The following is a 26299-nucleotide window of genomic DNA, read 5'->3' as shown; positions in this document are numbered from 1 at the left end:
AATGACTAAATACCTAGCACGTTGTGTTCTCTCTACGTCGCTCTACCAAGTGGGGGCGCAACACTATTCGTATTTACGTTATCAACGTCGAATGGGAATGTGGGTTGCCTCGTTTTGTCTGCTGATGTGGGGCATAAGCTATACGTTTTTACGTCTAGAAGGCCCCGCTTGGCAGGGTTTAATAAAAAGTTATGCACCTTGGTTTAGTCATTTACAACAACGCCCTTATCGTTTCGCTGATCCAGTGCGTTATGGGCTGCAGTCTTTGTGGTTAGTTATTTGGCGTTTGCCTTTTCATTACTCATCACAGACGCACCCATGGCAAGGGTTGACGCGATGGTATCGGGCTTTCACGATACAACGAAATCGTTTTTTTCTATGGTTAAAACGATTGGCTACGCCGTTCCTTGTCGCTGTGGCGCCTGCCGCTTCGCATCCACAGGCACGTACTCGGTCGAGTTGGTCACAAAAATTCGGTTGGGTCATAGCTATTGGCTTAACGTTGATTTGTGCTTTATTGCTTGTCACCCAACCCTTTAATCTTTTATCGCAATTTGTGTTTGTGATGTTGTTATGGTGTGCGGCATTACTTATCCGTGATGTACCTGGGCGATTTTCTGCCTTAATGCTTATTGTTTTGTCACTCACTGTTTCGGGGCGGTATATTTGGTGGCGCTACAGTTCCACCCTAAATTGGAATGACAGCAAAGACGTTTTCTTTGGTTTGATTTTATTAGCAGCAGAAACGTATTCATGGGTTGTACTGGTGCTAGGTTATATACAGACAGCATGGCCGCTACAGCGCCAAGTCGCTCCATTACCAAAAAATACAGATCTCTGGCCAACCGTTGATTTAATGATTCCTACCTATAACGAGGATTTAAGCGTAGTAAGGCCTACCGTGTATGCTGCGCTAGGCATGGATTGGCCTAAAGACAAATTGCGTATTCACTTGTTAGATGATGGCAGACGTCCTGCTTTCAGAGAATTTGCTGAACAGGCCGGAATTAACTACATCATTCGTCCTGATGGTCGCCATGCCAAAGCTGGAAACCTGAATCATGCCTTAACGAAAACAGATGGCGATTTAGTGGCTATTTTTGATTGTGATCATGTGCCGTCTCGCGCTTTTCTACAGTTAACAGTGGGGTGGTTTTTTCGAGATAAAAAGTTGTCGTTAGTGCAAACCCCTCATCATTTTTTCTCGCCCGACCCATTTGAGCGCAACTTAAGCCATTTTGGTACTAAGCCTAATGAAAACAGTTTGTTCTATGGGCTAATTCAAGACGGCAACGACTTGTGGAATGCCGCGTTTTTCTGTGGCTCGTGTGCGATATTACGACGCTCGGCGGTAGAAAGTATTGGTGGTTTTGCTGTAGAAACCGTCACGGAAGACGCGCATACGGCATTACGTTTGCACCGTAAGGGGTTTAATTCTGCTTACTTACGTATTCCTATGGCAGCTGGTTTAGCCACAGAAAGTTTGTCTGCTCATATAGGTCAACGAATTCGATGGGCGCGAGGCATGGTACAAATTTTCCGTACCGATAACCCGTTGTTGGGTAAAGGGCTAAGCTTTTTTCAACGCATCTGTTATGTCAACGCTATGATGCATTTTCTAGCCGGTATCCCACGGCTTATTTATCTAACGGCTCCTTTGGCTTTTCTGGTGTTTCATGCCTACATTATTTATGCGCCAGCTCTTGTGATTATGCTGTATGTCTTGCCACACATGATGCATGCCGCACTCACTAACTCAGTCATGCAAGGCGCTTATCGACGGTCATTTTGGGGTGAAATTTACGAGACGGTGTTGTCTTGGTATATCGCTTGGCCAACGACGGTAGCCTTGTTCGCACCCAGCAAGGGCACGTTTAACGTCACAGCCAAAGGCGGCTTGGTTAATAAAAGCTATTTTGACTGGAAGATTGCGTTGCCTTATATGGTGTTGGCCCTTTTAAACCTGATTGGTGTGGGGTTTGGGATCTGGCGTTTTATGTATGGGCCAGATAACGAAAAAATAACAGTCATAGTGACCCTATTGTGGGTGGCCTACAACTTAATCGTGCTGGGGGGCGCTGTAGCTGTCGCCGCTGAAAGCCGCCAAGTGCGTCACAGCCATCGTGTGGCGGCCTCTATGCCTGTGCATGTGGTAGCAGCCAATGGCAAGGCATTCGCGGCAACATTAATGGATTATTCCGATTCGGGTGTGGCATTAACCTTAAAAGGGCACGCCTCTTTTATGTTGGGCGAGCGAGTCACGTTGCAATTGCCGCGTGGCGCACGTCAGTTCACTTTCCCCGCCGTGGTAGTAAGACGAACGGATACTGCATTGGGTTTGTATTTAAGTGATTTGACTGTACAGCAACAGATTGATTTTGTGCAGTGTACATTTGCCCGTTCTGATGCTTGGATTACCGCGGGTCAACAGTTTGTGCTGGATCGACCTATGTCCAGTTTTGGTGACGTGGTCAAACTAAGCTTGGTGGGTTATAAGCGCTTGGCCACGTACATGCCATTTCCTTTCAGTTGGGTATTAAAGGGGCTAGCGAATGCATTTTTATGGTTGGGGTCTTTTATTCCTCGTACGCGTCCGGTGAATAGATATGAAAAATAAATTATATAAACAAAGTGTGGCGTTAATGGCGGCGCTGTGTGTCAATGTTGGAATAGGAGCTCAAGAGCCTACAGAGCCTACGTTATTACAGATAGAGCCTCCTCAAGAGTCGGCTGCATCTACGCCAACACGTCAAGACATTTTAGGTCTGAGCCAGCTGACTCAAGGGAATGGTTTTAAGCTTTTAGGCATGCGTAATGCCCAAGCGTTAGAGTTCACTTTACGCCGAGATCAGGTTGTTAATAGTGCTGAGCTGGATTTGGTTTTCACCCCCTCACCGGCCTTATTGCCTAAGCTATCGCACTTACGGGTGTACTTAAATGATGAGCTGATGGGGGTAATTAATGTAGAGAGCGAGTTTTTAGGGCAGAAAATTGCGCGTAAACTGCCTTTAGATCCGTTATTAATGACACGTTTTAACCGAATTCGGCTTGAGTTTGTTGGACACTACACGGATATATGTGAAGACTTAACACATAGCGCATTGTGGCTAGATGTTAGCAAAGAAACGCGAGTCACCATTAATCAAGAGCCATTGCCTTTGGCAAATGACTTAGCATTTTTTCCAGAGCCTTTTTTTGACGCGGGCGATATGCAAGCCCAAACGATTCCGTTTGTGTTCGCGCAGCCGCCATCCAGTACTGAGCTTCAGGCCAGCGCTATCTTAGCGTCGTACTTTGGTAAAGAGGCACAGTGGCGCGATCTCAGCTTTCCTGTTTCTTTCAACGTCTTGCCCGAACACCATGCTGTGGTTTTCGCCACAAATGACGCCAGACCTGATTTTCTTAAATCCTACCCCACTGTGACCGAGCCCACCGTAGAGCTAATGGCTGTGCCGAATAGTCAAACGCACAAGATGTTGTTGATTCTGGGGCGTGATGAGGCCGACTTAGTAACAGCAGCTTCGGCATTAGCGATTGGAAACCCCTTGTTTCGCGGCCGCAGCGTCAGTGTGGATTCGGTAATTGAAGAGGCCCCGCGTCAACCGTACGATGCGCCGAACTGGGTGGCTACGAATCGTCCGGTGTACTTTTCCGAGTTGACGTCTTATCCTGGCCAGCTTGAGGTATCGGGTCTTATGCCCAGACCGATAGATTTAGCCATCAATTTGCCGCCTGACCTATTTGTGTGGGGGAATAATGGCATCCCCATGGAGCTCAACTATCGATATGTAGCCCCCAAAGCCAGCGATGAGTCGCGTTTAACACTTAGCTTAAATAATCAGTATATTGACAGCTATTTGCTTAAATCCTCGGATGAAAAAGGAACCTTTACTCAATTGCGCTTACCATTGCGGGGTAATGAAACCTCCTTAGAGGATGAAAAGCTGTTATTACCTGCAGTGAAAATTGGTTCTAACAACACCATTCGCTTTGACTTTTCCTACGCCAGTACTTTAGGCAGCGCTCAGCATGGGATGTGCCAAACTGTTCTGCCGGTTGACATTCGAGCGGCAATCGATGAGCGTTCAGTTTTAGATTTTTCTGGCTACGCGCATTATATTGCGATGCCAAACTTACGCGTTTTTGCGAGCAGTGCTTTTCCTTTTAGCCGCATGGCTGATTTATCTGAAACCATTGCCGTCGTGCCTGAAGCCCCATCTGCTTTACAAGTTAGTGCGTTTTTAGAAACGTTCAGTCATATAGGGGCACAGGTTGGTTATCCTGCTCTAAAGCTACGCGTCATGTCAGATTGGGAAAAAGCCAGTCAACAGGATGCCGATATTTTGTTGTTGGGTGCCTTACCAGACGCCATCAAAGCTCGCCCTGATGCCAATTTATTATTACAAGACACTGAGAGCTGGTTACGCCAAACCGCTACGAATCATAATGATAAGCAACGTAGAGAAAATCGTGAGCTACTGAAAAAAGCCGAAGTCGAGGCCCAATCATTAGTTCGTATCCGTGCGTTAGCGCCTATGGCTGCACTCGTGGGCTTACAATCCGAGCATTTTCCGCAACGCAGCATTGTAGGCTTACTAGCGAATACTGATGAGGATGTGACTCTGTTACGTGATGCGCTGGCTTCATCAGGAAAACGGGCTGCAATGGATGGGTCAGTCGTGTTAATTCGTGATTCAGGGGTTGCCGCTCAACATGTGGGGTCGACCTATTATGTAGGGCATTTAGAGTGGTGGAAAAAACTCTGGTTTACCTTATCCGACAAGCCACTTTTACTAAGTGGATTGGCGTTTACTCTCGTTCTCATAGTGGCCTTGATCTTATGGGGGCTATTACGACAAGTGGCGCGTCGACGCGTCGAGCATGATGACTAAGCGCTTAATTGCTTTGGGTGTTTTGTGCAGCAGCAGCTGGCTGCTGCAGGCGCAGTCCACGGCTGCTTGCCCCACATCTTGGCCAGCGTGGGAGCATTTTCAAAAGCAAATGATCAGTGCAGAGGGGCGCGTGATTGATTTTTCTGATTCGCGCCATATCACCACGTCTGAGGGGCAAAGCTACGCCTTATTTTTTGCTCTGATTCAAAATGATAAAGCCTTATTCAGACGGCTGGTCAAATGGACAGAGGACAATCTGGCCCAGGGCGATCTGGCCAGCCAATTACCTGCTTGGCTGTGGGGAGAAACCGAAACCAAAGAGTGGGGGGTACTGGACTCGAACTCCGCCTCCGACTCGGATTTATGGATTGCTTATACCCTGCTAGAAGCGGGGCGCTTGTGGCATGAACGACAATACACAGTATTGGGTCATTTGTTATTACAGCGCATTGCTGACGAAGAAATGACTGATTTGCCCTCGTTTGGCACCGTGTTGTTGCCAGGCAAGGTGGGCTTTGCTACAGAAGATGCTTGGCGCTTAAACCCTAGCTATTTACCGCCTCAGCTGGTGTGGCGCGCTCAACATACCTTGCCCCAAAGCGCATGGGCTGAGGTCGCACGCCATATGCCAGACTTGCTGATACAAACAGCGCCTCTTGGTATAGCGCCCGATTGGGTGACATGGCAGGATCAACAGTGGTCTTACCCCACAGCGACAGAACAAATAGGAAGCTATGACGCCATTCGGGTATACCTTTGGATCGGTATGTTAGCGTCAAGTCCCCAAGCCCATCGTTTACAAACCCATTTTAAACAAGCATTACCGTATGTAGATCAGCAAGGATTACCTGCTGAAACCCTAGACGTGCTGCAAGGCAAAGCAACAGGTCAAGGCCCCATCGGTTTTTCCGCCGCTTTATTACCTTTATTTAAAGACACCCCTTTTGGTGCGGCTCAAGCGGATCGTTTAAAGGACGTCCAGTGGGAGCAAATGGGTTACTACAATTTTATGTTGTATTTGTTTGGTCAGGGGTGGGAAGAACAACGTTATGTTTTTGATGCCGAAGGGCATGTAATTCCATACTGGGTGGACTGCCAATGAATCGATATACATTAGTGCCTTTACTTGCAGGCTTATTATTAAGTGTGAAGTTAGCTCAACCGGTATGGGCCGCTCCTAGTAGCGCTGCGGAGCAGCAGTTAATTCACCAAATTAAACAAGGTGAGGCGTTATTTAGGGACGACATTGTCAACGATGCTGTCCAGCGTCTCTACCGTATTAGTCCGCAGCACCCTCAGGGGCTTTTAGCTGAGCTGCGCTTGGCGCTTAGGTTAAATCAACCCGAGCAAGCTCAAGCTAAATTAGCTCAGCTGCAGCAGTCGGCCCCTAGTTCAGATGAGTACGCCGATGCAAGACTATTGGTGGCTTTGACTGAGCCAGAGCGTGAGGTTGAGCTGACGCAAGCGCGTCTATTAGCACGCGCTGGACAGTATGCTGAAGCGCGTGAGCGCTATGACCGTCTACTTCAAGGTCGGTACCCCACGCCTGAGCTTGCTCAAGAGTATTGGCAGGTACGTGTGGGGCAGACGGCCGAATATACCGCTGCGATAACGGCATTAGAGGCCTCGTTAAAGCAGTTTCCGCGCCATGCTGGCTTATTGCGAAGCTTAGTCAATTATTATTTTGCAGTGAACAAGCCGGATACGGCCTTGCAGTATTTACATCAACTGGCTGAGCGCAGCACGGAGCGTCAATGGGCAGCTACACGTGAATACGAGTACCTTAGCGGTCTAGCACTCAGCGATCACAGTCAGGCCTTATGGCAGGATTTTGTACAGCGTTATGCAGACTTAACGAGTCTTCAGGCCCGTGCTCAAGACATCCTCACAGCGCAACAAGCGCGATTAGATGATCCGGCTTGGCGTGCTGGCCAAACAGGTTTGGCTGCCGTCGAGGCTCAAAAAAACCCAACGCAAGCTTTAGCGCAGTTGCAGCAAGCCTTGCGTAGCTATCCCGATGACGTGGAAATCATTGGTAGCATTGGCTTGGCGTATTTACGGTTGAATAACCGTGCTCAGGCCTTGCATTATTTTGAACGGGCCATTGCCACCGAACAGGAAGCTGACCGTAAATCGCGGTGGATAAGTTTAGCGAATTCAACCAAACTGTGGCTGCTGCTTAGCGAGGCTGAAGGTGCTGCAGATAAAGCACAGTGGGCTACCGCACAGCGGCTCTACCAACAAGTATATCAACGAGAATCCACTAATCTTTTTGCTGTGCTCGGCCTAGCACGTTCCTATTTAGCGCAGGGCAATAACGAGCAAGCTTGGCAGTATTACCAAAAAGCCATGCGTTTAGACCCTCACAATGAGTCAGTGCAGTGGGGGGTGGTGGCGTATGCCGACCAGTTTGCGTCCGCCCAAAGCCTATCAGTATTAAAACAATTGCCGTCCACTATGCAAAACAAACCCGTGGTGGCTCAAGCGCTACGCAATTATGAATTAGCGCTTTTAGATGAGCGTATCGCAGAGGCGCAACAGGCTGAACAATGGGAACAAGCCATTGCTTTAATGCGTCAAGGGCAACAATTGGATCTTTCCAACGCATGGCGTAGTTATGGTCTAGCAGTCGCTTTGCGCGATCAAGGGCGGTCTGACGAAGCCTTAGGCGCGTTTAGAGATCATTATTTATTACACAAAGGCGAAGTGGCTACGCAGTATGCCTACGCGTTGTTATTGACCTCATTAGACCAAGGTCAACGTGCATTAAAAGCATTGCGCGAAGTAGAGCTAGCACTATGGACGGAACCCATGCATGAACTCGAGCAACGGGTGCAACAATCCTTAGCCTTAGCAGAAGCCCAACAGTTGTATGAGCAGGGCGAAACGAGCCGCGCCATTGCGCTACTCGAACAGCAGCCCCCTTACAGCGGCGCTCTACTGCAACTGGCTGAATGGTATTACGAGAAGGGCAATTTTGAACGCTCCATTAATACGTATCAAACGTTACAAACAATAGAGCCATTGTCAGCCAGTAGCTACAGAGCCTTAGCGCGGTCGTGGCAAGCAGCGGGTAAGCCCCCTCACGATGCATTGAATTGGTACGCTCAAGGCATGGTCGCCGCTGACCTGTTGCCTGCTGAGGCGGTGCAGCCTGTGCGTGATGATGTGGCTTTTACGCGTGCGATGCGTTTAGAGGATACCGATGACTGGCTAGCTCGGGGCTTACGTACGGAGGCAGAGGCCTTATACCAGCAACAGAATCCCACCATTCGTATTCATAATGACCATTGGTGGCGTAGTGATGGCACGCCAGGCATTTCAGAGCTCACTGCTAACACTACGATTGTGCAAATGAATTACCCGATTAAGTCGGGTAGTGGCTTTATCCGAGCAGACCACGTTCGTATGGATGCCGGTCGGCTCGAGCCAGAGGCTGATGGAGTCTACCGTGGCGAGCTGGGCACTTGTTCCTCAGGGGCGGGCACAGCCTGCAAGGACGGGTTCAAGCAACGTGCTCAGGGCACCAGCGTGGCCATTGGTTGGGCCGGTAAAGATTTGAGTTTTGATTTGGGCACGACGCCCTTAGGTTTCCCTGTCTCAACCTGGACGGGGGGCATTAGCTACTCTGGAAATTGGCGCGCCACAGGATGGCGTCTTACTGCATCACGCCGCCCTATGTCGAATTCGGTATTATCTTTTGCGGGTATCAAAGACATTGGCACAGGCGTGAAATGGGGGGGCGTTATGGCAACTGGTGCGGCGTTAAGCCTCAGCTGGGATCAAGGCGAAGCCAATGGCGTGTGGGCCGATTTAAGCCACCACGTGCTAAAAGGCAAAAACGTTCAAAATAACCAGCGTAGTCGCGTGATGGGGGGATACTACCGCCGTCTGATTAATAAAAACCATGAATTGCTTTCAGTAGGTGTAAATGCGATGCATTGGCGCTATCAGAAGGGGCTAGGTGGGTATGGTTTTAGGGAAGGGGGCTATTACAGTCCTAAACACTACAACTCCCTTTCTTTGCCTGTGCGTTATGCAAAACGTACTGCAAACTGGTCTTTCGTAGTGGAAGGCGGCGCCTCCTTTTCTAGTGCCAAAAATCATCAAGGTGAAACCAGCCGAGGCCTTGGCTATACCCTAAGTGGTGGGGTTGAGCGCCGCCTTAACAAACATTGGGTGCTCGGAGCAGGGCTAGATCTACAGCACAGCAAAGATTACGCACCAAGCCGAGGCATGCTGTATTTGCGCTATACCTTTGAGCCATGGCAGGGCAGCTTACCTTTAGGCTTAGATCCCTTAACCCCGTATGCGGATTTTAAATAATGGTTTGATGTTAACGGTAGCCCCGATACTACCTCCTGTAAGAAGAGATACCTTATTGAAGCTTGCTTTGAAAAGGGGGTGGGTACTTAGTTTACGAGGCATTTGTTAAGATCAAGGGTCTGACCATTTTTAGTGATAAGAACCATGACAAGCGATAAATACCAAAAAGGATTAAATAAACTCAAAGAGCTCACTGTGCCCACGCCAGAGAATGAAACCGGCCACATGGATATTGGGGCCGGCTTCAAAGACGTGGCGCCGGATTTAGAACGTTGGGTTGTGGAGTTTGCTTTTGGTGATGTCTATGACCGCCCTGGCTTAGACAACAAGCAAAAAGTATTAACCACGATTTCGGCTTTAGTGGCCCAAGGCACACCTCAAATAGGTATGCATGTAGTAACGGGTCTTAATGTAGGCCTTAGTCCTAAGGAAATCGTGGGTTGCATTATGCATTTGATCCCGTATGTAGGCTTTCCGCGCGCTTTAAATGCATTGCGTGTGGCTCAAGATGTGTTCGCAGAGCAAGGCGTGTGCGTAGAAACTGCCTAAGGGCGGCTATGCAGCCGCTGATGTAGCCAGGCACCCAACGTGATGCAGGCTAAGCTCAGCATAGAACTATATGCCAAGGTCGAGATACCGCTCAGACCTTGGCCTATCGTACAACCTACCGCAAATACTCCGCCTATTCCCATCAGCGCACCTCCTAACACCGCGCGCACTAATTGTGGTGTGGTCGTAAACCCTTCCCATTGAAAGCGGCGGCGTACTAAGGCACTACACAGTGAGCCCAGGACTAGCCCTAGCACCACGACTACAGCAAATTTGGCCTCCATGCCCGTTGCCAACATACTGTATTGAATACTTTGCCCCACGGGTACAACAAAACTAAGGGAGCTAAGTGGTTGGGGATCAAACGGGTCGGCTGCCCACCAGCCTGTGCTTAACCAACCTAAGACAATCAAAAGGCCGATGATCGCTGCCCCAAATAAATCCCGGTTACGCGTAGGGGTGGTAGGGGCACGCCAGACATACCCCAGTAAAAGTACGACAAGTAGTCCTATCCATAACCATGACCAAGGCAAATGACTAAGGCTACTGTGGGGTAGTTGCACCGTGGTGCTGACTTGCAGCGTATGACGTACGGGGGCGAGCAGTCCAGTCAACGTAGTGAGGGCAGTAATTCCTAAGCTACCCAACACCACCAGAGAGCGTAAATTTCCTTCACCTAGCCGGACTAAAGCGCGCGCGCCACATCCATTTGCTAACGCCATTCCATACCCAAACACCACACCACCTAGTGGTAGTAATAACCACGAAAAAGTAGGGCTGCGATAGATCGATGGGTTGAGATCAATCCAGCCTAAGGCAGCGCTAAGCTGCGTCCCTACTAACGCCACACACAAAGCGAAAAAAAAGCTGTGTAACTGCACGCCTTGTTGATGCTCCCAGTGTTGCTTCAGACCACGATAAAAACAAAACTTTGTTATCTGTGCCGTTACGCCAAACACTAACCCAATGGCAAGGCCTAATAAAAGTGAAAGAGAATGAGGGCTATCCACACTATGTCGCCTTAACTAAAGGGGAATTCCAAATGTCTTGGCTGATGGCTTTATACCAAGCCGCACCGTAATCGGCTTCTTTTTGCCTAAAGGCAGCTGAGCCATCTAAAGGACTCACCCCCCCTGAGGTTTCTATTACGTGGGTCTCATCGGCTACATAGGCATTGGCAACAGAAATGCCATGGTGGGGGGCGATAAGGCTATAACATGTGTTGGCATAAAAAGCTTGGGCAGGGTCTTGGCCGAGTAAGTCATTAACAATAGCTGTTGCTGCCACCTTAGCCTGAGCATTAGCGGCAAAGCCGGATTTGGGCATGGGCGAGGCAATGCTTGCATCACCCACCACATACACATCAGCGACTTGCTGCGATGCAAAATTGCTACTATCAACGGGTACCCAACCACTGTTATCGGTGACCCCAGCCTGAACGGCAATGGCACCTGCTTGTTGAGGCGGAATCACATTGAGCACATCGGCTTGATGCACCGTGCCAAATTCAGTTTCCACTTGTAAGCGGTTGGCATCGACACGGACCACTTTTCCATCTTGGGCAAAAGGGATCCACTCAATCATGGAGCCATAATGTTGCTGCCAACCTTGTTGGAAGAGGGCCTGTTTCGAGAACGCATCTTTAGCATCAAGGATAAGAATCTTAGAGCGCGGCTTATGTTGCTTAAAGTAATGAGCAATCATACTGACGCGTTCGTAGGGCCCAGGAGGGCAGCGAAATGGATTTTCTGGTGCGACCAAAATAAATAAGCCGCCATCGGGCATGGCCTCAAGCTGCTTTTTTAGACGTTGAGTTTGAGGACCCGTTTTCCAGGCATGCGGCGCCAACAAACTGGCCGCTTCATCATAGCCTTCAAGCGCATTCCATTTGAAATCAATGCCTGGGGCTAAAAGAAGTTTGTCGTAATGGATGGCGGCGTGATGAGCGAGATGGACGCGTTTTTGCTCAGTATCGACGGCTGTGGCTAAATCGGTGATAACTCGAATGCCTTGCGCCGCTAGGTTAGAAAAGTCATGTCCCAATTCATCAAAATCTTTTAAACCGCCAAGGTACAGATTACTAAATGGGCAGGTGTAATACTGAGCTTGTGCTTCAATAAGGCTAACCTCGGCTTGGGGCAAGCGTTGTTTAATATAACGCGCCGCTGTGGCTCCCCCAAAGCCCCCACCTACAATCACCACCCGATGCGTAGGTGTACGCGCCAGACTCGGTGCTGACACCACTGCGGCCCCTGCTAGAGCGCTACTACCAATATGGCGTAACCATTGGCGTCTTTTTGGATTTGGGATGGTGCTCATGGCGTCACTCCTGCTTTAGGGGTTATTTCTATTTGAGAAAAGTAGCGCGCTACTGCTGCCAGTTGTGCCTCACTAAGATCGGCAACCAAGCGGTCCATAACGGTAGTATAAGCGGGAGGGTCTGTTTTGAAGGCCAGTAGCTGTTGGCGTAATAGAGCTTCAGGCTGGCCGGCTAATGACGGAATGGCAGTGGTGGAGCGCCCCGCGGGACCGTGACAATTAGCACAGGCTGCGGCCAATACGCTCACATCAAAAGTACGAGTGGTGGACTGTGCTAAAGCCGTCGTGCTGAACACAAGCAATAGGCTGCCCGCCACTTTACACAGAAAAGTAGTGAATGGTTTCATAACAATCGCTAGTAAAAACAAAGCAATAAAGGCTGAGCTTTATTGCTTTATCTGGATTTATGCGCTTAGGGTTAATTCCGCGTTGCCTTGGATGATTTCACCTTCATCATCTTCCCAGGTGAGTCTCAGTTCACCTGACGCAAACGCTATGAAAGTGAATTCGATATAAGGGTTTTGTGACACGGCCGTTTCAGGTGACCAACTAAACAGCAACTCATCGTTGAGATGGGCGGTAAAGGTATGGATGATCTGGCGCGCAATAACACTGCCATCGGCATGTTGCCGGAAGCCACTTTCCATGCGGTGTTCAACTAAGGCACGCACACGCACCAGCTCGTCTTTTTTAGGTGTTGCATTGCTTATCCAAATACGAGGCTTACTCATCTTGCTTCCTTACATGCCACAGCCACCGGCCGTAACGGTGATGGCTTGTTGGGCAATTAGATACTGACCATCGCTCATTCGAGCGAGTGCCTGAATGGTTTGTGACTCGATGAGACGCAAACGCACAGCCACTTCGGTAGTTCCTGCCGCAGGAGTAAACTGGAAGCGACAAGCTAAGGGCTTAGGGTTGCGTTCGGCCAAGACGATGAGTTCTTCGCAGTACAAATCACGAGAAATAGGCAAGTCGAACACCACCTTCACAGGAACTGCGGCTGGGTTGTCGCCTAAAGCAGGAAGCTGTAGTTTAAGCCCCGTTTGATTTGGAGTGGCGCCTTGTAAGAAGGCATCCACCTCAGCTTTTACATCCGCTGGGCTCGCTGCCTGTAGCAGTTGCTGCACCACAGTTGTCGCATGCAAACTCGTGGGTAATGTCAGCGTAGTAAAACCGGCTAGAGCCAGACCTAGCACCTGACGCCGCTGTTGGAAATGCACAGAAGGAAGCTTAGAGAAAGTCATCAAAGCGGCTCTTAATCCAATTGAAGTCATCTTTAACCAGGTCGTTGGTACGGACATCCATATCGATTTGGGTTTGTAGCACCTTGCCGTTAGGATCTAGCTCGTATTCAAACTTAACCGAAATTTCTTCTTGGGGGTCGGCATTGACCATCATGTAACAGAGGTTATCAGGTAAGACCGGTATAACTTCTTTATCTGCTACGCGCTCGGCAATATTTTGCGATACGATTTTTGCAATAGCGTGTGCTACGTGCGCACTTTTTGGGTAGTGGCCAAACTGATCGGAAATAAACCCCATGCAGTCGCCTACTACGTAGACGCTGTCATCACCTCTGGCGGTAAAGTAACGCGGATCAATATCGGCCCAACCTGTAGGTTTGCCATCAGGTCCTGTACCAATTAAATCCGCATAGCGCACCATGTCAGCCGCCTGATGAGGCGGCATTAACACCGCGTCATCGAAATCAAAATCGCCTGCCGCTGTTTTAATATGCTTGTTGAATGGGTCTACCTCTTTCACCACTGCATTAGGCACATGGGTAATAATATCCGGGTACAGCTCTTCGAAAGCCGCTCGGTAACCTTCGCCAATCGGCGCCAGATTTGGCTTGGGGTCTAAAATAATAATTTTGCCTGGTACCTGATTGGCTTTCATGTGCCACGCCATTAAACAGGCTCGCTCATACGGGGAAGGCGGGCAGCGATGCGGGGGAGGCGGTAAGGTCATGACCATCGTGCCACCCTTGAAGTTTTTCAGTTTGCTCTTTAAAGCAAACATTTCTGCGTTGGGAATATACGCATTAGGAAAATGCTTGCGAGTGTATTCTGCCGCTACTTTATCATCGCCAAACCACGCCTCGTACGCATTACGAATGCCGCCTGACAAAATCAAGAAGTCGTAATCCACCATACCATGCGTGGTGCGCACTATTTTTTTATCACGCTCAATGGCATTGACTTCGGTATTAATAAGGGTATAGCCGTATTTATTGGCTGGATTGAGCATATCGTGATTCACAAAATCTGTGTTCACAATATCAATCAGCCATTTGTTGCTCATGGGGCCAGACCAAAAGGTCGGATTACGTTCAAGTAAAATAACGTCAGCGTTGGGGATGAGTTCTTTTATGTACCGTGCTGCGGTCATACCACCCCAACCCCCACCACAAATGACCACACGAGGGCCACTGCCGCTACGGGCAACAAGCTGCTGTTGGGAATGAATAGCCGGCGTGGCCAAAGAAGAAGCGGGTAAAGCTAGCGAACCTAAGGCAATAGTAGGCGTCGCCAACATAAAATGTCTGCGATTCATGAGGTCTCCTCGTAGTCATGCCATGACATACGCCAATAAATGGATAATCAAAACTTGATCAGCCGCCAGTATAGCCAAAATTAAGTCAACGTCAAATGCCGATTAACCACTGAAGGACTACAGTAAGGTTCGCCTACGGGCAAACGTTTACGCTTTAGGTGGGAACCAGCGATACCAGGTGCCGTAAACCCAGCATGCTGCACAAAAAGAAAACGCCCACTCTAAGGTGGTAAAGAGCAATAAAGCGGAAACGGGGACTTGCCACATTGGACTGCCTAGTGCATTAGCGATTAGCGCAACGGCTGAGGCAAACGCTAACACTTTGTTGGCAAACATTTTGGCGCCTGCATTTTCTTTATGTCCACCCCAACCTAATCGTTCGAAGCTGGCATGCCAAAGGCGGTGTGCGGGACAGGCTTGAGGTTTAATAAACCCTCGCACAGTACCTTGAATAAAGAGAATAACCATGAACCAAGGGCTATAAATAAGCGCCAAGCCACTAATAACAAAACTAATAAATGCTTCCCAGCGCGCCACATTGGACCAAACAGGAGGGACATCAAACCGTAACATACATGTTCCTTTTACGAATTATTGAGATGTATTAATATATAATATTAATTTATATAATGAAAGGGCTAAATGGCAAGTAATTAAAGAGACCCTGTAGGTGTATTCGGGCTGAGTGCAACAAATTATGCTAAGTTTGTTTTCGCTTAGTTAAAGGAGATAACCATGTCAGACTTAGTTACGCGACTCGAAGACATGCTAAACACAGGCCAAGATAATTTGCTATTACGATTTGGTTTGGGCAAAGCCTATGCAGAGCAAGAGCAGTATGAAAAAGCCATAATGCATTTAAAACGTGCGCTAGAGCTGGATCCCACCCACTCCAGTTCAGGGTTTTGGTTAGGGCGTAGTTATTTTGAAGTAGGCGATCTAACAAAAGCCCATGACGTATTTGAAACGGCACGCATTACCGCTGAAACACGTGGTGATATTCAAACCGTAAAAATGATTGATGTGTTTTTACGGCGTATTGCCAAGCAGCGTTCGGCATGACAGTGATTAAAACAGTGGCCCTTTTTGCTGTCACAGCGCTAGCAGAAATTGTGGGCTGTTATTTGCCGTATCTCTGGTTAAAAGAAAAGGGCAGTCCTTGGTTATTAGTACCCAGTGTGGTTAGCCTCGCCTTATTTATTTGGCTGTTAACACTGCATCCAGCAGCAAGTGGACGAGTTTATGCCGCCTATGGCGGGGTCTATGTAGTGACGGCTTTGATTTGGTTACGAGTGATTGACGGAGCAAGTTGGTCTTGGTTTGATGTGGTAGGAGCCGGCTTAAGTTTATCTGGCATGGCCGTGATTGTTTTAGGATGGTCGCAGCAATAAAAGACACATTCACTTGCATTTGCTTACCCTAGCAAGTCCATGGCTCTTGGTATGGTGTCAGTAATGGTCTGAATACAGACATGATTTAAAGACCCATTTATCAGGAGATATGTGATGAGTAAACAGAACAGCATTCTTGATGTAGAAGCCATTCGTGAAGCAGCCAGAAAGCATGTTGAAGACGGAGCTGTCGCTTCAGGATACCAAGGTGACAGAGAAAAAATTATTTCTATGCTTAACGAGGCATTGGCCACAGAGTGGGTCTGTGTGCTGCGCTATATGCGTCATTATTTTACTGCTACGGGTATTCATAACGAATCCATTAAGGCCGAGTTTCTTGAGCACGCTCAACAAGAGCAAGCCCATGCAGATCGCATTGCAGAGCGCATTGTACAACTGAATGGCGAGCCGGATCTTGACCCAGCGACCTTAACACAACGTAGCCATGCCGAGTATGACACCAGTATGGATATTAAAGACATGATCCGTGCTAATTTAATTGCCGAGCGCATTGCCATCGAATCTTATCGTCAAATGATTGTAGAGATCGGGGATTCAGATCCTACAACGCGTCAAATGCTTGTTGAAATCATGGCCTCTGAAGAAGAGCACGCCGATGAAATGAGCGATCTATTAGGTCTATAAAGCCAGATAAAGAGATGAGCGCCGTGCTATAAGTACCGCGCTCATTTTTTTTTGCATAAATAGTCGCGGTCTGAATAGGTACATACCCATTCGGGTCTATACATGACTAACGCGGTTAGACTCATACCATTGATTAAGCCTTCAGGAAACATGACTAAAGGTAAAATGCTAAGGTAGTCTTGCACAATAATGAGCCAACTGTGCATATGAGTAAAATAGGCATACAAACCAAACGCTAGCATCGACACAGCGATAGTCAGCGCGGCGTTAAAAAAACCGGCAATAAAGGTATAGATAAATAAATGCCTAGACAAATAGCTATAGGTCAGTAAAAAAATAAAATACGTAAAACAAACTGGCCAGATGACCCCTAGTAAAAGGTTAACCCCAAAGCTATCCCACGCACTGATACCCAGTAGACTCACAAACACTAAGGCCACCGTGCCACATAGAATCGCTAGGCGCCATCCCAGACATAAAGTCAACGTTGTTAAGCCTAGAAAGTGGATGTTTAGCCCGGGCTGAATCCCAGTTTGGAGCATCCATATAGAACCTAAAATCAAGGTGGCAATAAGAGCGAGCTGAATGCGGTCGGAGTCATTATGAAGTACCCGCCAATCGGTACGACGCACGGCAATCGCTATGACTATAAAAGCAAGGACTAAGCTCATAGAAAGACTCGAAACAAGAACAGAATAGTTCTACGTTAGCACTGCTGAATCCCAAGAGCTAGCGTTAAATCTAGGTCATTTAGCTTCGATTTGCTGCGATCAGTTCATCGCCATAGCGCAACCAGATTTGGTTTTGAATGCGTTGGGCTACGTGTTCCTGCTGGGCCACGGGTACGGTATAGCGAATCTCTACCCAGTGTTGCTTGGTGTCGACGGGGTGCCAAAAAACCTCGACTTTGTTTGAGGGGGTTTCTAATAGGGCGATGGAACCTAACCGTTGGAAATGCATTAACGAATCTTGCGACCAGGGCTCGCAGACTTCGGTTGCTACCTTGATAGCTAGCTGGGTAAAGGCCTCGCGAGGAGTCGCGTAGGGCACGGCTAAACGTACATTGCCAATCACATAGGTATTCAAACTGGAGTTATTACTAATGACAGCGCTTAACAATACGCTGTTAGGTAAAATAATTGATTTACCGGTAATTTGATGAGAGCCATTCGTTTCTGAGAGGGTAAGGTTGAGCAAGTCTACATCGACTACTAGGCCTTGAACCCCACTAAGTTCTACGTGGTCACCCACATTAAAGGGTCGAGATAAGGCAAATAATGTGTAGCCCGTAATACACATAATCAGCTCTTTGGTAGACAAAACTAATGCCATGGCAAAAGCCGACAAAGACAGCGCAATGCCCACGATCTTTGTGGCCCAAATCATAATAATCAAGCAAACGGCCGTTAGAATAATAACGTTTTTAATCAAGACCAACTGCTGACGACCCTGGGAACCACGACTTAACACCCGCGCCGGAGCGGTCTGATAGCGCACATTGAGATGATTAAAAAAAATAGCGGCAATAATAACTGCCACTGAGCTCAATAATCGAGCAAACTCACCACCAAAGAAATCGTTAATCGTAGCCAGCATACTCAAAGTTTGATCCTAGGCATTAAAAGGGGCAATTATACCCTCTCTTGATCCCATCGCGTCTGCGGGGAGTGTGTTTTATCTAGCGAACGTGAACAGGCTTAGCCTCGTGCTGCTTTCCCGCACACAGCGTTGGTATAGTGGTAATATGGACTTAAGGGTCAAGCCTAGGAACAAGCACTTGGGTTTGGTTTTTTAGTTCAAGAAAATACTATTTTTTCTTCAATGGAATTCAGCTTTAGGTAGCAGAAGATGTGCTACCTTATTTTATTGTATTTCCAACGTGTCTAAGGGTTACTGATGAGCAAGACATCACTTGATAAAAGCAAAATTCGAATTCTTCTCCTAGAGGGTGTGCATCAAAACGCCATTAATACATTCAATGCAGCAGGCTATACCAACATTGAATCCATCTCTAGCGCCTTACCAGAAAGCGAGCTCAAGGCAAAGATTGCCGACGCGCATTTTGTGGGAATTCGATCTCGCACTCAGTTAACTAAAGATGTGTTTGATGTCGCTGAAAAACTAGTGGCTGTTGGGTGCTTTTGTATCGGCACCAATCAAGTCGATCTTAACGCCGCACGCGAGCGTGGCATCGTTGTGTTCAATGCGCCGCACTCTAACACCCGCTCCGTTGCCGAGCTCGTCCTTGCCGAAGCCATCATGCTCTTACGTGGGGTGCCACATAAAAGCCGTGCCGCCCATGCTGGCGAATGGCTTAAAACCGCAACGGGTTCATTCGAGGCACGCGGTAAAAAGATAGGTATTATTGGTTACGGCAATATCGGTACCCAGCTTTCTGTGTTGGCTGAAGCCTTAGGTATGCAGGTGTTGTACTACGATGTGGTCGCTAAATTGCCTTTAGGTAATGCCCGTCAGGTTGATACGCTAGACCAGCTTCTATCAGAGAGCGATGTGGTCTCTCTCCATGTGCCCGAGCTGCCCTCTACCTACATGATGATCGGTGAAAAAGAGCTCAACACAATGAAGCCTGGTGCCATTTTAATTAATGCGGCGCGCGGTACAGTGGTTGATATCGATGCGTTAAAAGGCGCACTGGACAGCAAGCACCTAGCCGGTGCGGCGATTGACGTGTTTCCTATCGAGCCGCGCTCTAACAAAGACGAGTTTATTAGCCCATTACGTGGCATCGATAATGTCATTCTCACGCCTCACGTGGGTGGTTCCACTCAGGAAGCCCAGGCCAATATTGGTATCGAGGTGGCGCAAAAACTCGTGAAATACAGCGACAACGGTACCTCGGTGTCTTCTGTTAACTTCCCCGAGCTCGCTTTGCCTTCTCACCCCAACAAGCACCGTATTTTGCATGTGCATAAAAACCAGCCAGGCATGTTGGGCGCCATTAACACCGTTTTTGCCAATAACAGCATTAATGTCAGTGGGCAGTTTTTACAAACTGACGAGGCCGTAGGCTATGTAGTGATTGACGTGGATGCAGATCATTCGCAGTTGGCCTATCAAGCCCTTAAAGAAATTCCCGGTACCATGCGCTGCCGTGTGCTGTACTAGTAGTTAGCGCCTAGTCTATCTAAACCCTAGGAAAGCCCTAGGGTTTTTTCTTGGCAAAGTAATCTAACGATGCATATCCTTACAGAAGCAGCAAACTGGCTTTGGTTACAACAGCAGGTCAATGTGTCCGCTTTAGCGCGTCATTTGGAAATAAGTCCAAGGGCAGCACAAAAAATACTAGTGCAGCTTGAAACGCAGACCATAGTAAAGCAGCAACCTTCTGGTTGGACGGTGGCGCCTATGCCGGCTCACTTCTTTCAAAAAAAAGGACGTAGTTTAGGGCGCACCCTAACGATATACCAACGTCCTCGCCATGGCAGTCAGGTTATCGGGGTTATCGCACCACACGTTGATTTTTTAACCCATCAGCAACGTAGTTCATGGTGGCTAGTCTGTAATAGCCAAGGCCGTATTGGTTATATTGATACCGATGCATTGCGTTTAGTACAGCTTGACGCGCCCTAAGGCAAAACGCAATGACCGCGTTTTAGCAGCCTTGATTTCCTGTTACGTCAAGGTAACTGGTCATTTTATGATGCAGTGATAACGGCTAGGCTTGGATTGCAAAGGGTTAGGTGCTAATCTTAGTTGTTTTCATAATATAAAAAATGCTTTTTTTGCTAGAAAACACAAAAAAAAATAGCGCAATTGCTTTTTTGCGCCGTAAAATAAATTTTCGCCGTTTATCTATTTAAAGCATTTGCTTAGGTTGAAATATCGTGTCAGAAATTGAATCCACTCGTATAGAGGAAGACCTTTTAGGTCAAGTTGAAGTCCCATCAAGCGCCTATTACGGCGTGCAAACCTTGCGTGCTATCCACAACTTTACGTTGTCTGATGTGCCGCTCTCTGCTTACCCTGATTTTATTGTGGCTTTAGCTATGGTAAAACAGGCAGCCGCTGCCGCTAACCATGAGTTAGGTTATTTAAGCGATCGCAAGCATCAAGCCATTACCACAGCTTGTCAGCGTATCATTAATGGCGAATACCACGACCAGTTTGTTGTAGACATGATCCAAGGCGGTGCCGGGACCTCTACCAACATGAATGCTAACGAGGTCATAGCCAATATCGCCCTAGAAAGCTTAGGCTGTGCAAAAGGGGATTACCACGAGGTTCACCCCAATAACGATGTGAACATGGCGCAGTCTACCAACGATGCCTACCCAACAGCCATTCGTTTAGGTTTGCTATTAGGTCATAACCAGCTTTTGAGCAGTCTAGAGCAGTTGGTGGATGCATTTAAGGCCAAAGCCACTGAATTCGATCACATCTTAAAAATGGGTCGTACTCAACTGCAAGACGCGGTGCCCATGACCTTAGGTCAAGAGTTCAACGCTTTTGCCACTAATCTCGAGGAAGACCTGGTGCGTTTGCGTACCTTGGTTCCAGAAATTATGTGTGAAATGAACTTGGGTGGTACAGCCATTGGTACAGGCATCAATGCCGACCCGGCTTACCAAGCCCTTGCCGTGCGCGCATTAGCTCAAGTCAGTGGTCAGCCTGTCAAAGCCGCTTCGGACTTGGTCGAAGCCACTTCTGATATGGGTGACTTTATTCTGCATTCTGGCATGCTAAAGCGCACCGCCATGAAGCTCTCTAAGATCTGTAACGACTTACGTTTGCTTTCCAGTGGCCCACGTACTGGCATCAATGAAATTAATTTGCCACCACGTCAACCTGGCAGTTCAATTATGCCAGGCAAGGTAAACCCAGTTATCCCCGAGGCCGTGAATCAGGTTGCATTCCAAATTGTTGGCAACGACATAGCCATTACGATGGCCGCCGAAGCCGGTCAGTTGCAGTTAAACGTAATGGAACCGCTCATCGCCTACAAAATGTTTGAGTCAGTGCGTCTATTACAGCGCTCTATGGATATGCTGCGCGAGCTCTGTGTCGACGGCATTACGGCTAATGAACAGCATTGTGTGCACCTTGTCGAGCAATCTATTGGTTTAGTTACCGCCTTGAACCCTTACATCGGGTATCAAAATTCTTCTCGTATTGCTAAAAAGGCACTGGCTACAGGCCGTGGCATTTTAGAGCTAGTACGTGAAGAGCAGCTACTAGACGAAGAAATGCTGGCAGACATTTTGACACCTCAAAATATGATTGCACCTCGCTTGGGATCAGTTAAAAACTAATCTAAGCATATAGGAACGGCATTAAGGCATGGCTAATCCCCATGCCTTTTTGTTTTTGCCAATAAAAAAGGCACCTAAACGATGCCTTGGTAAAAAGAGTCATGCCGAGCCTGCTACATACCCGTTAAGGTGTGAAGGATGGCAGTTAGTGAGGGAGTTCAGTTTTAGACAGCCCTGAGAGCGCTGCACTTAAACTATAAAGGGGCGCAAAGGACTCGGCACTGGCCATCGGCCATGAGGCACGGAATACCGTTTGTCTGTACTCACCTCGTAACAACTCGCCTTTTTCTAAATCAGGAAAGAGAGCAGAAAGAACGCGGACCTCGCCGTTTTCTAAACGACGCGCTATATGATGCGGACGTAATTCAGCCGGGTGGTGCAAGCCTGCTGCACGCAAAAGTTCCGCTAAGGCTTTAAGCGTATTGTTGTGATAGCTAGCAACGCGCAATGATTTGTCAGAGACCACGAGTGCTTTTTGACGCAACGGGTCTTGTGTGGTGACCCCAGTAGGGCATTTGCCGGTATGACAAGTTAACGCTTGAATACAACCAATAGCAAACATAAAGCCACGCGCACTATTACACCAGTCGGCGCCTAACGCCATAATACGTGCCATATCAAATGCACTGATAATTTTGCCTGAGGCGCCTATTTTAATTTGCTCACGTAGTCCAATGCCAACCAAGGTGTTATGAACTAGTCGTAGTCCTTCAACCAGTGGAACACCCACGTGATTCATGAACTCTACCGGTGAAGCCCCTGTACCGCCCTCGGCCCCATCCACCACGATGAAATCGGGTGTGATTTGGGTCTCGAGCATGGCTTTAGCAATGGCGAACCATTCCCACGGGTGACCAATAGTGAGCTTAAAGCCCACCGGTTTACCACCGGATAGGTCACGGAGCTGCTTGACAAACTGCAGCAGTTCAATCGGGGTAGTGAAGGCGCTGTGTTGGGGCGGAGAAATACAATCTTGCCAAACAGGTACATCGCGCGCTGCGGCAATCTCAGGGGTGACTTTAGCGCCCGGTAAAATACCCCCCTGACCCGGTTTTGCGCCTTGGGATAGTTTGATTTCAATCATTTTTACTTGTTCTTGACGGGCGCGCTCGGCAAAACGTTCAGGGGAAAAATTGCCGTGCTCGTCTCGACAGCCAAAATAACCGGAACCGATATTCCAAATGAGATCCCCGCCGTATTTAGCATGATAACGACTGATGCCGCCTTCGCCGGTGTCGTGGGCAAAATTACCTAGTACGGCGCCTCGGTTTAGGGCCATCACCGCATTTGCTGATAGCGCGCCAAAGCTCATGGCGGAAATATTGAATACCGATAATGCATAGGGTTGAGTGCAGTCTGGGCCACCTACGGTGACTTTAAAGTTGACGTCTTTAATTTGACTGGGGATCATAGAGTGATTGATCCATTCGTACCCCGGGCTATACACGTCGTATTGGGTCCCAAAAGGTTGTTTGTCTTCTTGTTGTTTAGCCCGCTGATACACTAAGGAACGGGCCGCACGTGAAAAGGGCAGTTGTTGATCATCACTTTCCATAAAATACTGACGTATTTCAGGGCGAATAAACTCGAAAAGAAAACGTAAATTGCCGATAACGGGGTAGTTACGGCGAATAGCATGTTTAGTTTGAGTTAGGTCAATGAGACCTAAAAAGCTGAGGCCAATAAAAGGAATCGCTAAAATCCACCACGCCGCACTCTTTTGAAGTGCGAATAGGCTGAATACTGCAGCAGCAAGGATAACAACATAAAATGCAGTATAGCGGGTCAACAAACGTTGCATGAAAGACTCCAAAAGGGTCAATGAAAGTCCAAGTTCAAAATAGTTTAATCATAGGCTATTCTGGCATTTATATACATCTATTCCACACCTATTACCTACACAAGAAAATGTTATGGTTGCACAAAGTATTTACGATATTGACTTTATTGAACTTTATAAAACGCATAAAAAACAGGCGGCGCGTCCTAAATCTTCCCCAGATCGATGGGATCAAAAAGCTGAAGCCATTGAAGTAGGGCAGTTAGATACGCCTTATACCCGTGCCTTTATCGAGGCAATGGCTTTAAAGCCAACCGATACATTATTAGATGTAGGTAGTGGGTCGGGCGCTATTGCGGTCTTAGCCGCGCCCTCTGTCCAGCGTGTCTATGCATTAGATTTCAGTGCAGGCATGTTGGACAAATTACAACTCAATGCGCAGCACTATGGGGCGCATAATATAAAAACATTATGTAAAGATTGGGATGAGGGTTGGGCAGATGTGCCGCAGTGCGACATTGTCACTGCCTCTCGTTCCACTTTAGTTGAAGACATGGCCAGTGCATTGCTTAAGCTAGAGTCCAAAGCAAAACGGCATGTTTATTTAACCTACCCAGCTCATATCGAATTTGGTGCATCGAGCGCTATCGACAGCTCGCAAACGCCCGAGCTTGCGACACCCAGTTATTTATATGTGCTGGCCATCTTGCACCAATTAGGGCGACGCGCTCAGTTGCGTTTCATTAGCAATACCTCGTCTGAGTTGGGTAAAACTCAGGATGTAGACTGGGCGTTAATTGATTGGGAAGTTTAAAGTAACCATTCAATAGGTAATTTAGAAATAAATTGCAGCCACCAGCGACTAAAAAAACTCGTGCCCGGCTCTGTGTCATGAATTTGAGGCACACTGTACTCATCTTCGCGCTCGATCCAATGCACTTTGTTTTTATCATTTAGCACGACCTGGTAACTTTCATAAGGGATTTGGTTATCAAACAGCGCAGAAATGTCTTTGGCTAAGGTGGGGCTATGGATAACAAAGCCTAGCTCGGTATTTAAATGGGCTGAGCGCGGATCAAAATTAAAAGAGCCAATGAAAACTCGCTTGTTATCAATGGAAAAAGTCTTAGCATGTAAGCTAGAGCCCGAGCTACCAAATGAATTTTTGCCTATTTTTTGTAAGTTACCTGATGAGTTGCTTTTTAATTCATATAGCTCGATGCCTGAGTGCAAAATACTTTTACGTCTTTTCATGTAGCCGGCATGCACAGCGCCCACATCGGTGGCTTCATACGAGTTGGTTAAAATACGAATGGTTAAATTAGGGTTATCGGCCAGTACCGAAAAACTTTGTACACCTGTTTTAGTAGGTACAAAATAAGGCGAAATTAAGTCTAAGGTAAATTCTGGCGTTCCAACGGCGTGCTGTAACTGATACGTTAACAGCTGTTCGGGGCTGGCTTGACCTAAAGCCTTAGCTGGGTCGTCACTAACAATTTCTGTTTTGACCCACTCAACCTCTAGTTTACGTTCAACTAGATGTTGTATTATTTCGGCTTGACGCACGACTTCAAAATATTCTTTGGCTCTGTCTGGATTGCTTTGAATGAGCGCACTCAAGTCAAGCTGGTCTAAGGTTTGGTGACTGCGTAAGGTCACAATTTGATTAATCGGGTAGGATAAAGGGCTATCCCAGTAACGATCAAAATCAACGGACACATCGTCAACGACCTTACCCATGGCAATAACATCTAAATCCGCAAACAGCACTTGGTCTGTCGCACCAAAATATTCGTCACCGATATTGCGTCCACCCACAATAGTGACTGTGTTATCAATCGTAAACGACTTATTGTGCATACGATGATTTAAACGCTTAAAATCAAACACATAGCCTAAGCGTTTGACAGTGCGAAATGGAAAAGGGTTAAAAACCCGCACTTCAATGTTTCTATGCTGATGCAATAAAGCCAATTGCGTATCTAGCTTATCTATACCATTGTCATCTAGCAGTAAACGTATGCGTACGCCGCGGTTAGCCGCCTCGTACAAGCTGTTTAGCAGCATATAGCCCGTCGTATCAGCGCGCCAAATATAATATTGGACATCGATGGTTTTCTCAGCAACACGTGCTAATAAAGCCCGAGCTGCAAACGCATCATGTGGGTCGGCTAACGACCGAATACCACTGAGTTCGGGGTGCTCTTGGGCTAAAGGTTTTAATGCCGCACCTATTGAGGTATGAAGGGCTTCTTCGGTGCTTAGGGCTGTTGAAGGTATTCTGTCTTGAAGGGCAGGTAAGCTGCAGGCTGTCAGCACTGATAACGCTACGCTAAGCAGTAAAATGCGTTGGAAAGAAGAAGAAAAAACGGTGCGAAAGCGCATCATAATAAAAAAACAAAAACAGACAATAAATTGATCATACCTGAACCTTTAGTACTGAGCGTGATCAAATTCTTAACGGCATAGGCAAAAAGTAATAAAATGCAAGCTTAAATAACCTAAATAAAGGATGCTTAGGTTGTCTACGCTATGTAGCTCTTTACCTTAGACAACAGGGTTTTGGCG

General features: G+C 47.6%; 23 protein-coding genes. 12 read left to right on the top strand and 11 right to left on the bottom strand.

Going from position 1 to position 26299, the window contains the following annotated elements:
- Position 1 precedes the first annotated feature (1 nt).
- The 5 genes from bcsA (at position 2) to GGR41_RS10590 (ending at position 9767) form a co-directional block, all read left to right on the top strand.
- Positions 2–2617: a UDP-forming cellulose synthase catalytic subunit gene (gene bcsA / locus GGR41_RS10610; RefSeq protein ID WP_167661815.1), complete on the top strand. Its 2616-nt coding sequence runs from the start codon at positions 2–4 to the stop codon at positions 2615–2617.
- Positions 2607–4892: a cellulose biosynthesis cyclic di-GMP-binding regulatory protein BcsB gene (bcsB, locus tag GGR41_RS10605; RefSeq protein ID WP_167661814.1), complete on the top strand. Its 2286-nt coding sequence runs from the start codon at positions 2607–2609 to the stop codon at positions 4890–4892. Before bcsA ends, bcsB begins: the two co-directional genes overlap by 11 nt.
- Positions 4882–5994 carry a cellulose synthase complex periplasmic endoglucanase BcsZ gene (bcsZ, locus tag GGR41_RS10600; protein ID WP_167661813.1) on the top strand — a complete coding sequence of 371 codons (1113 nt, stop codon included), beginning with the start codon at positions 4882–4884 and terminating at the stop codon, positions 5992–5994. The genes bcsB and bcsZ overlap by 11 nt, the downstream gene beginning before the upstream one ends.
- Positions 5991–9218 carry a cellulose synthase subunit BcsC-related outer membrane protein gene (locus GGR41_RS10595; RefSeq protein WP_167661812.1) on the top strand — a complete coding sequence of 1076 codons (3228 nt, stop codon included), beginning with the start codon at positions 5991–5993 and terminating at the stop codon, positions 9216–9218. The genes bcsZ and GGR41_RS10595 overlap by 4 nt, the downstream gene beginning before the upstream one ends.
- A 144-nt stretch (positions 9219–9362) precedes the next feature.
- Positions 9363–9767 carry a carboxymuconolactone decarboxylase family protein gene (locus tag GGR41_RS10590; protein ID WP_167661811.1) on the top strand — a complete coding sequence of 135 codons (405 nt, stop codon included), beginning with the start codon at positions 9363–9365 and terminating at the stop codon, positions 9765–9767.
- Here the strand turns inward: GGR41_RS10590 and GGR41_RS10585 are convergent.
- From GGR41_RS10585 to GGR41_RS10555, 7 genes are all read right to left on the bottom strand, one after another.
- The gene (locus GGR41_RS10585; RefSeq protein WP_167661810.1) at positions 9764–10777 is read right to left on the bottom strand and encodes a YeeE/YedE family protein; all 1014 of its coding nucleotides are present in this window, start codon (positions 10775–10777) and stop codon (positions 9764–9766) included. The genes GGR41_RS10590 and GGR41_RS10585 overlap by 4 nt on opposite strands.
- 1 nt (position 10778) lies before the next feature.
- Positions 10779–12086 carry an NAD(P)/FAD-dependent oxidoreductase gene (locus tag GGR41_RS10580; RefSeq protein WP_167661809.1) on the bottom strand — a complete coding sequence of 436 codons (1308 nt, stop codon included), beginning with the start codon at positions 12084–12086 and terminating at the stop codon, positions 10779–10781.
- Positions 12083–12433 (bottom strand): c-type cytochrome, encoded by a 351-nt coding sequence (locus GGR41_RS10575; RefSeq protein ID WP_167661808.1) that lies wholly within the window; start codon positions 12431–12433, stop codon positions 12083–12085. Before GGR41_RS10575 ends, GGR41_RS10580 begins: the two co-directional genes overlap by 4 nt.
- Positions 12434–12490: 57 nt before the next feature.
- Entirely contained in the window at positions 12491–12817 is a 327-nt protein-coding gene (soxZ, locus tag GGR41_RS10570; protein WP_077732949.1) for a thiosulfate oxidation carrier complex protein SoxZ, read from the bottom strand.
- A 9-nt stretch (positions 12818–12826) separates the two neighbouring features.
- Positions 12827–13333, bottom strand: coding sequence for a thiosulfate oxidation carrier protein SoxY (locus GGR41_RS10565; protein WP_077732950.1), 507 nt, complete (start codon positions 13331–13333; stop codon positions 12827–12829).
- A complete protein-coding gene (locus GGR41_RS10560) occupies positions 13320–14645 on the bottom strand; it encodes an FAD-dependent oxidoreductase (RefSeq protein WP_167661807.1) in 1326 nt (441 codons plus the stop codon). The genes GGR41_RS10565 and GGR41_RS10560 overlap by 14 nt, the downstream gene beginning before the upstream one ends.
- A gap of 147 nt (positions 14646–14792) precedes the next feature.
- On the bottom strand, positions 14793–15218 hold the full coding sequence (locus GGR41_RS10555) for a DUF4395 family protein (protein ID WP_167661806.1): 426 nt from the start codon (positions 15216–15218) through the stop codon (positions 14793–14795).
- Positions 15219–15380: 162 nt separating this feature from the next.
- Here GGR41_RS10555 and GGR41_RS10550 point away from each other — a divergent pair, with 162 nt between their 5' ends.
- From GGR41_RS10550 to GGR41_RS10540, 3 genes are all read left to right on the top strand, one after another.
- Entirely contained in the window at positions 15381–15707 is a 327-nt protein-coding gene (locus GGR41_RS10550; protein WP_167661805.1) for a tetratricopeptide repeat protein, read from the top strand.
- Positions 15704–16036 carry a YnfA family protein gene (locus tag GGR41_RS10545; RefSeq protein ID WP_209279801.1) on the top strand — a complete coding sequence of 111 codons (333 nt, stop codon included), beginning with the start codon at positions 15704–15706 and terminating at the stop codon, positions 16034–16036. The genes GGR41_RS10550 and GGR41_RS10545 overlap by 4 nt, the downstream gene beginning before the upstream one ends.
- Positions 16037–16150: 114 nt before the next feature.
- Positions 16151–16681, top strand: a complete 531-nt coding sequence (locus GGR41_RS10540; RefSeq protein ID WP_167661804.1) for a ferritin-like domain-containing protein — start codon at positions 16151–16153, stop codon at positions 16679–16681.
- Positions 16682–16722: 41 nt separating this feature from the next.
- Here the strand turns inward: GGR41_RS10540 and GGR41_RS10535 are convergent, their stop codons facing one another.
- Together GGR41_RS10535 and GGR41_RS10530 are read right to left on the bottom strand one after the other, a co-directional pair.
- Positions 16723–17352, bottom strand: coding sequence for an energy-coupling factor ABC transporter permease (locus GGR41_RS10535; protein WP_167661803.1), 630 nt, complete (start codon positions 17350–17352; stop codon positions 16723–16725).
- Positions 17353–17431: 79 nt separating this feature from the next.
- Positions 17432–18277 (bottom strand): mechanosensitive ion channel family protein, encoded by an 846-nt coding sequence (locus tag GGR41_RS10530; protein ID WP_167661802.1) that lies wholly within the window; start codon positions 18275–18277, stop codon positions 17432–17434.
- A gap of 300 nt (positions 18278–18577) precedes the next feature.
- Between GGR41_RS10530 and serA the strand changes: the two genes are divergently transcribed.
- The 3 genes from serA to GGR41_RS10515 all read left to right on the top strand — a co-directional run bounded on the left by serA (position 18578) and on the right by GGR41_RS10515 (position 21951).
- Complete coding sequence (serA, locus tag GGR41_RS10525; RefSeq protein WP_167661801.1) at positions 18578–19807, top strand: phosphoglycerate dehydrogenase; 1230 nt, start codon at positions 18578–18580, stop codon at positions 19805–19807.
- Positions 19808–19876: 69 nt separating this feature from the next.
- The gene (locus GGR41_RS10520) at positions 19877–20272 is read left to right on the top strand and encodes an SH3 domain-containing protein (RefSeq protein ID WP_167661800.1); all 396 of its coding nucleotides are present in this window, start codon (positions 19877–19879) and stop codon (positions 20270–20272) included.
- Positions 20273–20526: 254 nt separating this feature from the next.
- Positions 20527–21951 (top strand): aspartate ammonia-lyase, encoded by a 1425-nt coding sequence (locus GGR41_RS10515; RefSeq protein ID WP_167661799.1) that lies wholly within the window; start codon positions 20527–20529, stop codon positions 21949–21951.
- A gap of 145 nt (positions 21952–22096) precedes the next feature.
- Here GGR41_RS10515 and GGR41_RS10510 read toward each other — a convergent pair whose 3' ends face one another.
- On the bottom strand, positions 22097–23752 hold the full coding sequence (locus GGR41_RS10510) for an FMN-binding glutamate synthase family protein (protein ID WP_167661798.1): 1656 nt from the start codon (positions 23750–23752) through the stop codon (positions 22097–22099).
- 112 nt (positions 23753–23864) lie between these two features.
- On the opposite strand from GGR41_RS10510, the gene GGR41_RS10505 reads away from it, so the two are divergent.
- Positions 23865–24545 (top strand): class I SAM-dependent methyltransferase, encoded by a 681-nt coding sequence (locus GGR41_RS10505; protein ID WP_167661797.1) that lies wholly within the window; start codon positions 23865–23867, stop codon positions 24543–24545.
- Here GGR41_RS10505 and GGR41_RS10500 read toward each other — a convergent pair.
- Entirely contained in the window at positions 24542–26119 is a 1578-nt protein-coding gene (locus tag GGR41_RS10500; RefSeq protein ID WP_229711195.1) for a phospholipase D family protein, read from the bottom strand. The genes GGR41_RS10505 and GGR41_RS10500 overlap by 4 nt on opposite strands.
- Positions 26120–26299 lie beyond the last annotated feature (180 nt).

The sequence above is a fragment of the Paenalcaligenes hominis genome, from assembly GCF_011927625.1.
Lineage (GTDB): Bacteria > Pseudomonadota > Gammaproteobacteria > Burkholderiales > Burkholderiaceae_B > Paenalcaligenes > Paenalcaligenes hominis.
Note: the sequence above shows the minus strand (reverse complement) of the source record. Positions and strands in the feature narration are given on the sequence as shown.

What these genes read in the sequence shown, in the direction of transcription:
- bcsA (WP_167661815.1), top strand. Translation starts at nt 2, where the DNA reads ATGACTAAATACCTAGCACGTTGTGTTCTCTCTACGTCGCTCTACCAA.
- bcsB (WP_167661814.1), top strand. Translation starts at nt 2,607, where the DNA reads ATGAAAAATAAATTATATAAACAAAGTGTGGCGTTAATGGCGGCGCTG.
- bcsZ (WP_167661813.1), top strand. Translation starts at nt 4,882, where the DNA reads ATGATGACTAAGCGCTTAATTGCTTTGGGTGTTTTGTGCAGCAGCAGC.
- GGR41_RS10595 (WP_167661812.1), top strand. Translation starts at nt 5,991, where the DNA reads ATGAATCGATATACATTAGTGCCTTTACTTGCAGGCTTATTATTAAGT.
- GGR41_RS10590 (WP_167661811.1), top strand. Translation starts at nt 9,363, where the DNA reads ATGACAAGCGATAAATACCAAAAAGGATTAAATAAACTCAAAGAGCTC.
- GGR41_RS10580 (WP_167661809.1), bottom strand. Translation starts at nt 12,086, where the DNA reads ATGAGCACCATCCCAAATCCAAAAAGACGCCAATGGTTACGCCATATT.
- GGR41_RS10575 (WP_167661808.1), bottom strand. Translation starts at nt 12,433, where the DNA reads ATGAAACCATTCACTACTTTTCTGTGTAAAGTGGCGGGCAGCCTATTG.
- soxZ (WP_077732949.1), bottom strand. Translation starts at nt 12,817, where the DNA reads ATGAGTAAGCCTCGTATTTGGATAAGCAATGCAACACCTAAAAAAGAC.
- GGR41_RS10565 (WP_077732950.1), bottom strand. Translation starts at nt 13,333, where the DNA reads ATGACTTTCTCTAAGCTTCCTTCTGTGCATTTCCAACAGCGGCGTCAG.
- GGR41_RS10560 (WP_167661807.1), bottom strand. Translation starts at nt 14,645, where the DNA reads ATGAATCGCAGACATTTTATGTTGGCGACGCCTACTATTGCCTTAGGT.
- GGR41_RS10555 (WP_167661806.1), bottom strand. Translation starts at nt 15,218, where the DNA reads ATGTTACGGTTTGATGTCCCTCCTGTTTGGTCCAATGTGGCGCGCTGG.
- GGR41_RS10550 (WP_167661805.1), top strand. Translation starts at nt 15,381, where the DNA reads ATGTCAGACTTAGTTACGCGACTCGAAGACATGCTAAACACAGGCCAA.
- GGR41_RS10545 (WP_209279801.1), top strand. Translation starts at nt 15,704, where the DNA reads ATGACAGTGATTAAAACAGTGGCCCTTTTTGCTGTCACAGCGCTAGCA.
- GGR41_RS10540 (WP_167661804.1), top strand. Translation starts at nt 16,151, where the DNA reads ATGAGTAAACAGAACAGCATTCTTGATGTAGAAGCCATTCGTGAAGCA.
- GGR41_RS10535 (WP_167661803.1), bottom strand. Translation starts at nt 17,352, where the DNA reads ATGAGCTTAGTCCTTGCTTTTATAGTCATAGCGATTGCCGTGCGTCGT.
- GGR41_RS10530 (WP_167661802.1), bottom strand. Translation starts at nt 18,277, where the DNA reads ATGCTGGCTACGATTAACGATTTCTTTGGTGGTGAGTTTGCTCGATTA.
- serA (WP_167661801.1), top strand. Translation starts at nt 18,578, where the DNA reads ATGAGCAAGACATCACTTGATAAAAGCAAAATTCGAATTCTTCTCCTA.
- GGR41_RS10520 (WP_167661800.1), top strand. Translation starts at nt 19,877, where the DNA reads ATGCATATCCTTACAGAAGCAGCAAACTGGCTTTGGTTACAACAGCAG.
- GGR41_RS10510 (WP_167661798.1), bottom strand. Translation starts at nt 23,752, where the DNA reads ATGCAACGTTTGTTGACCCGCTATACTGCATTTTATGTTGTTATCCTT.
- GGR41_RS10505 (WP_167661797.1), top strand. Translation starts at nt 23,865, where the DNA reads ATGGTTGCACAAAGTATTTACGATATTGACTTTATTGAACTTTATAAA.
- GGR41_RS10500 (WP_229711195.1), bottom strand. Translation starts at nt 26,119, where the DNA reads ATGATGCGCTTTCGCACCGTTTTTTCTTCTTCTTTCCAACGCATTTTA.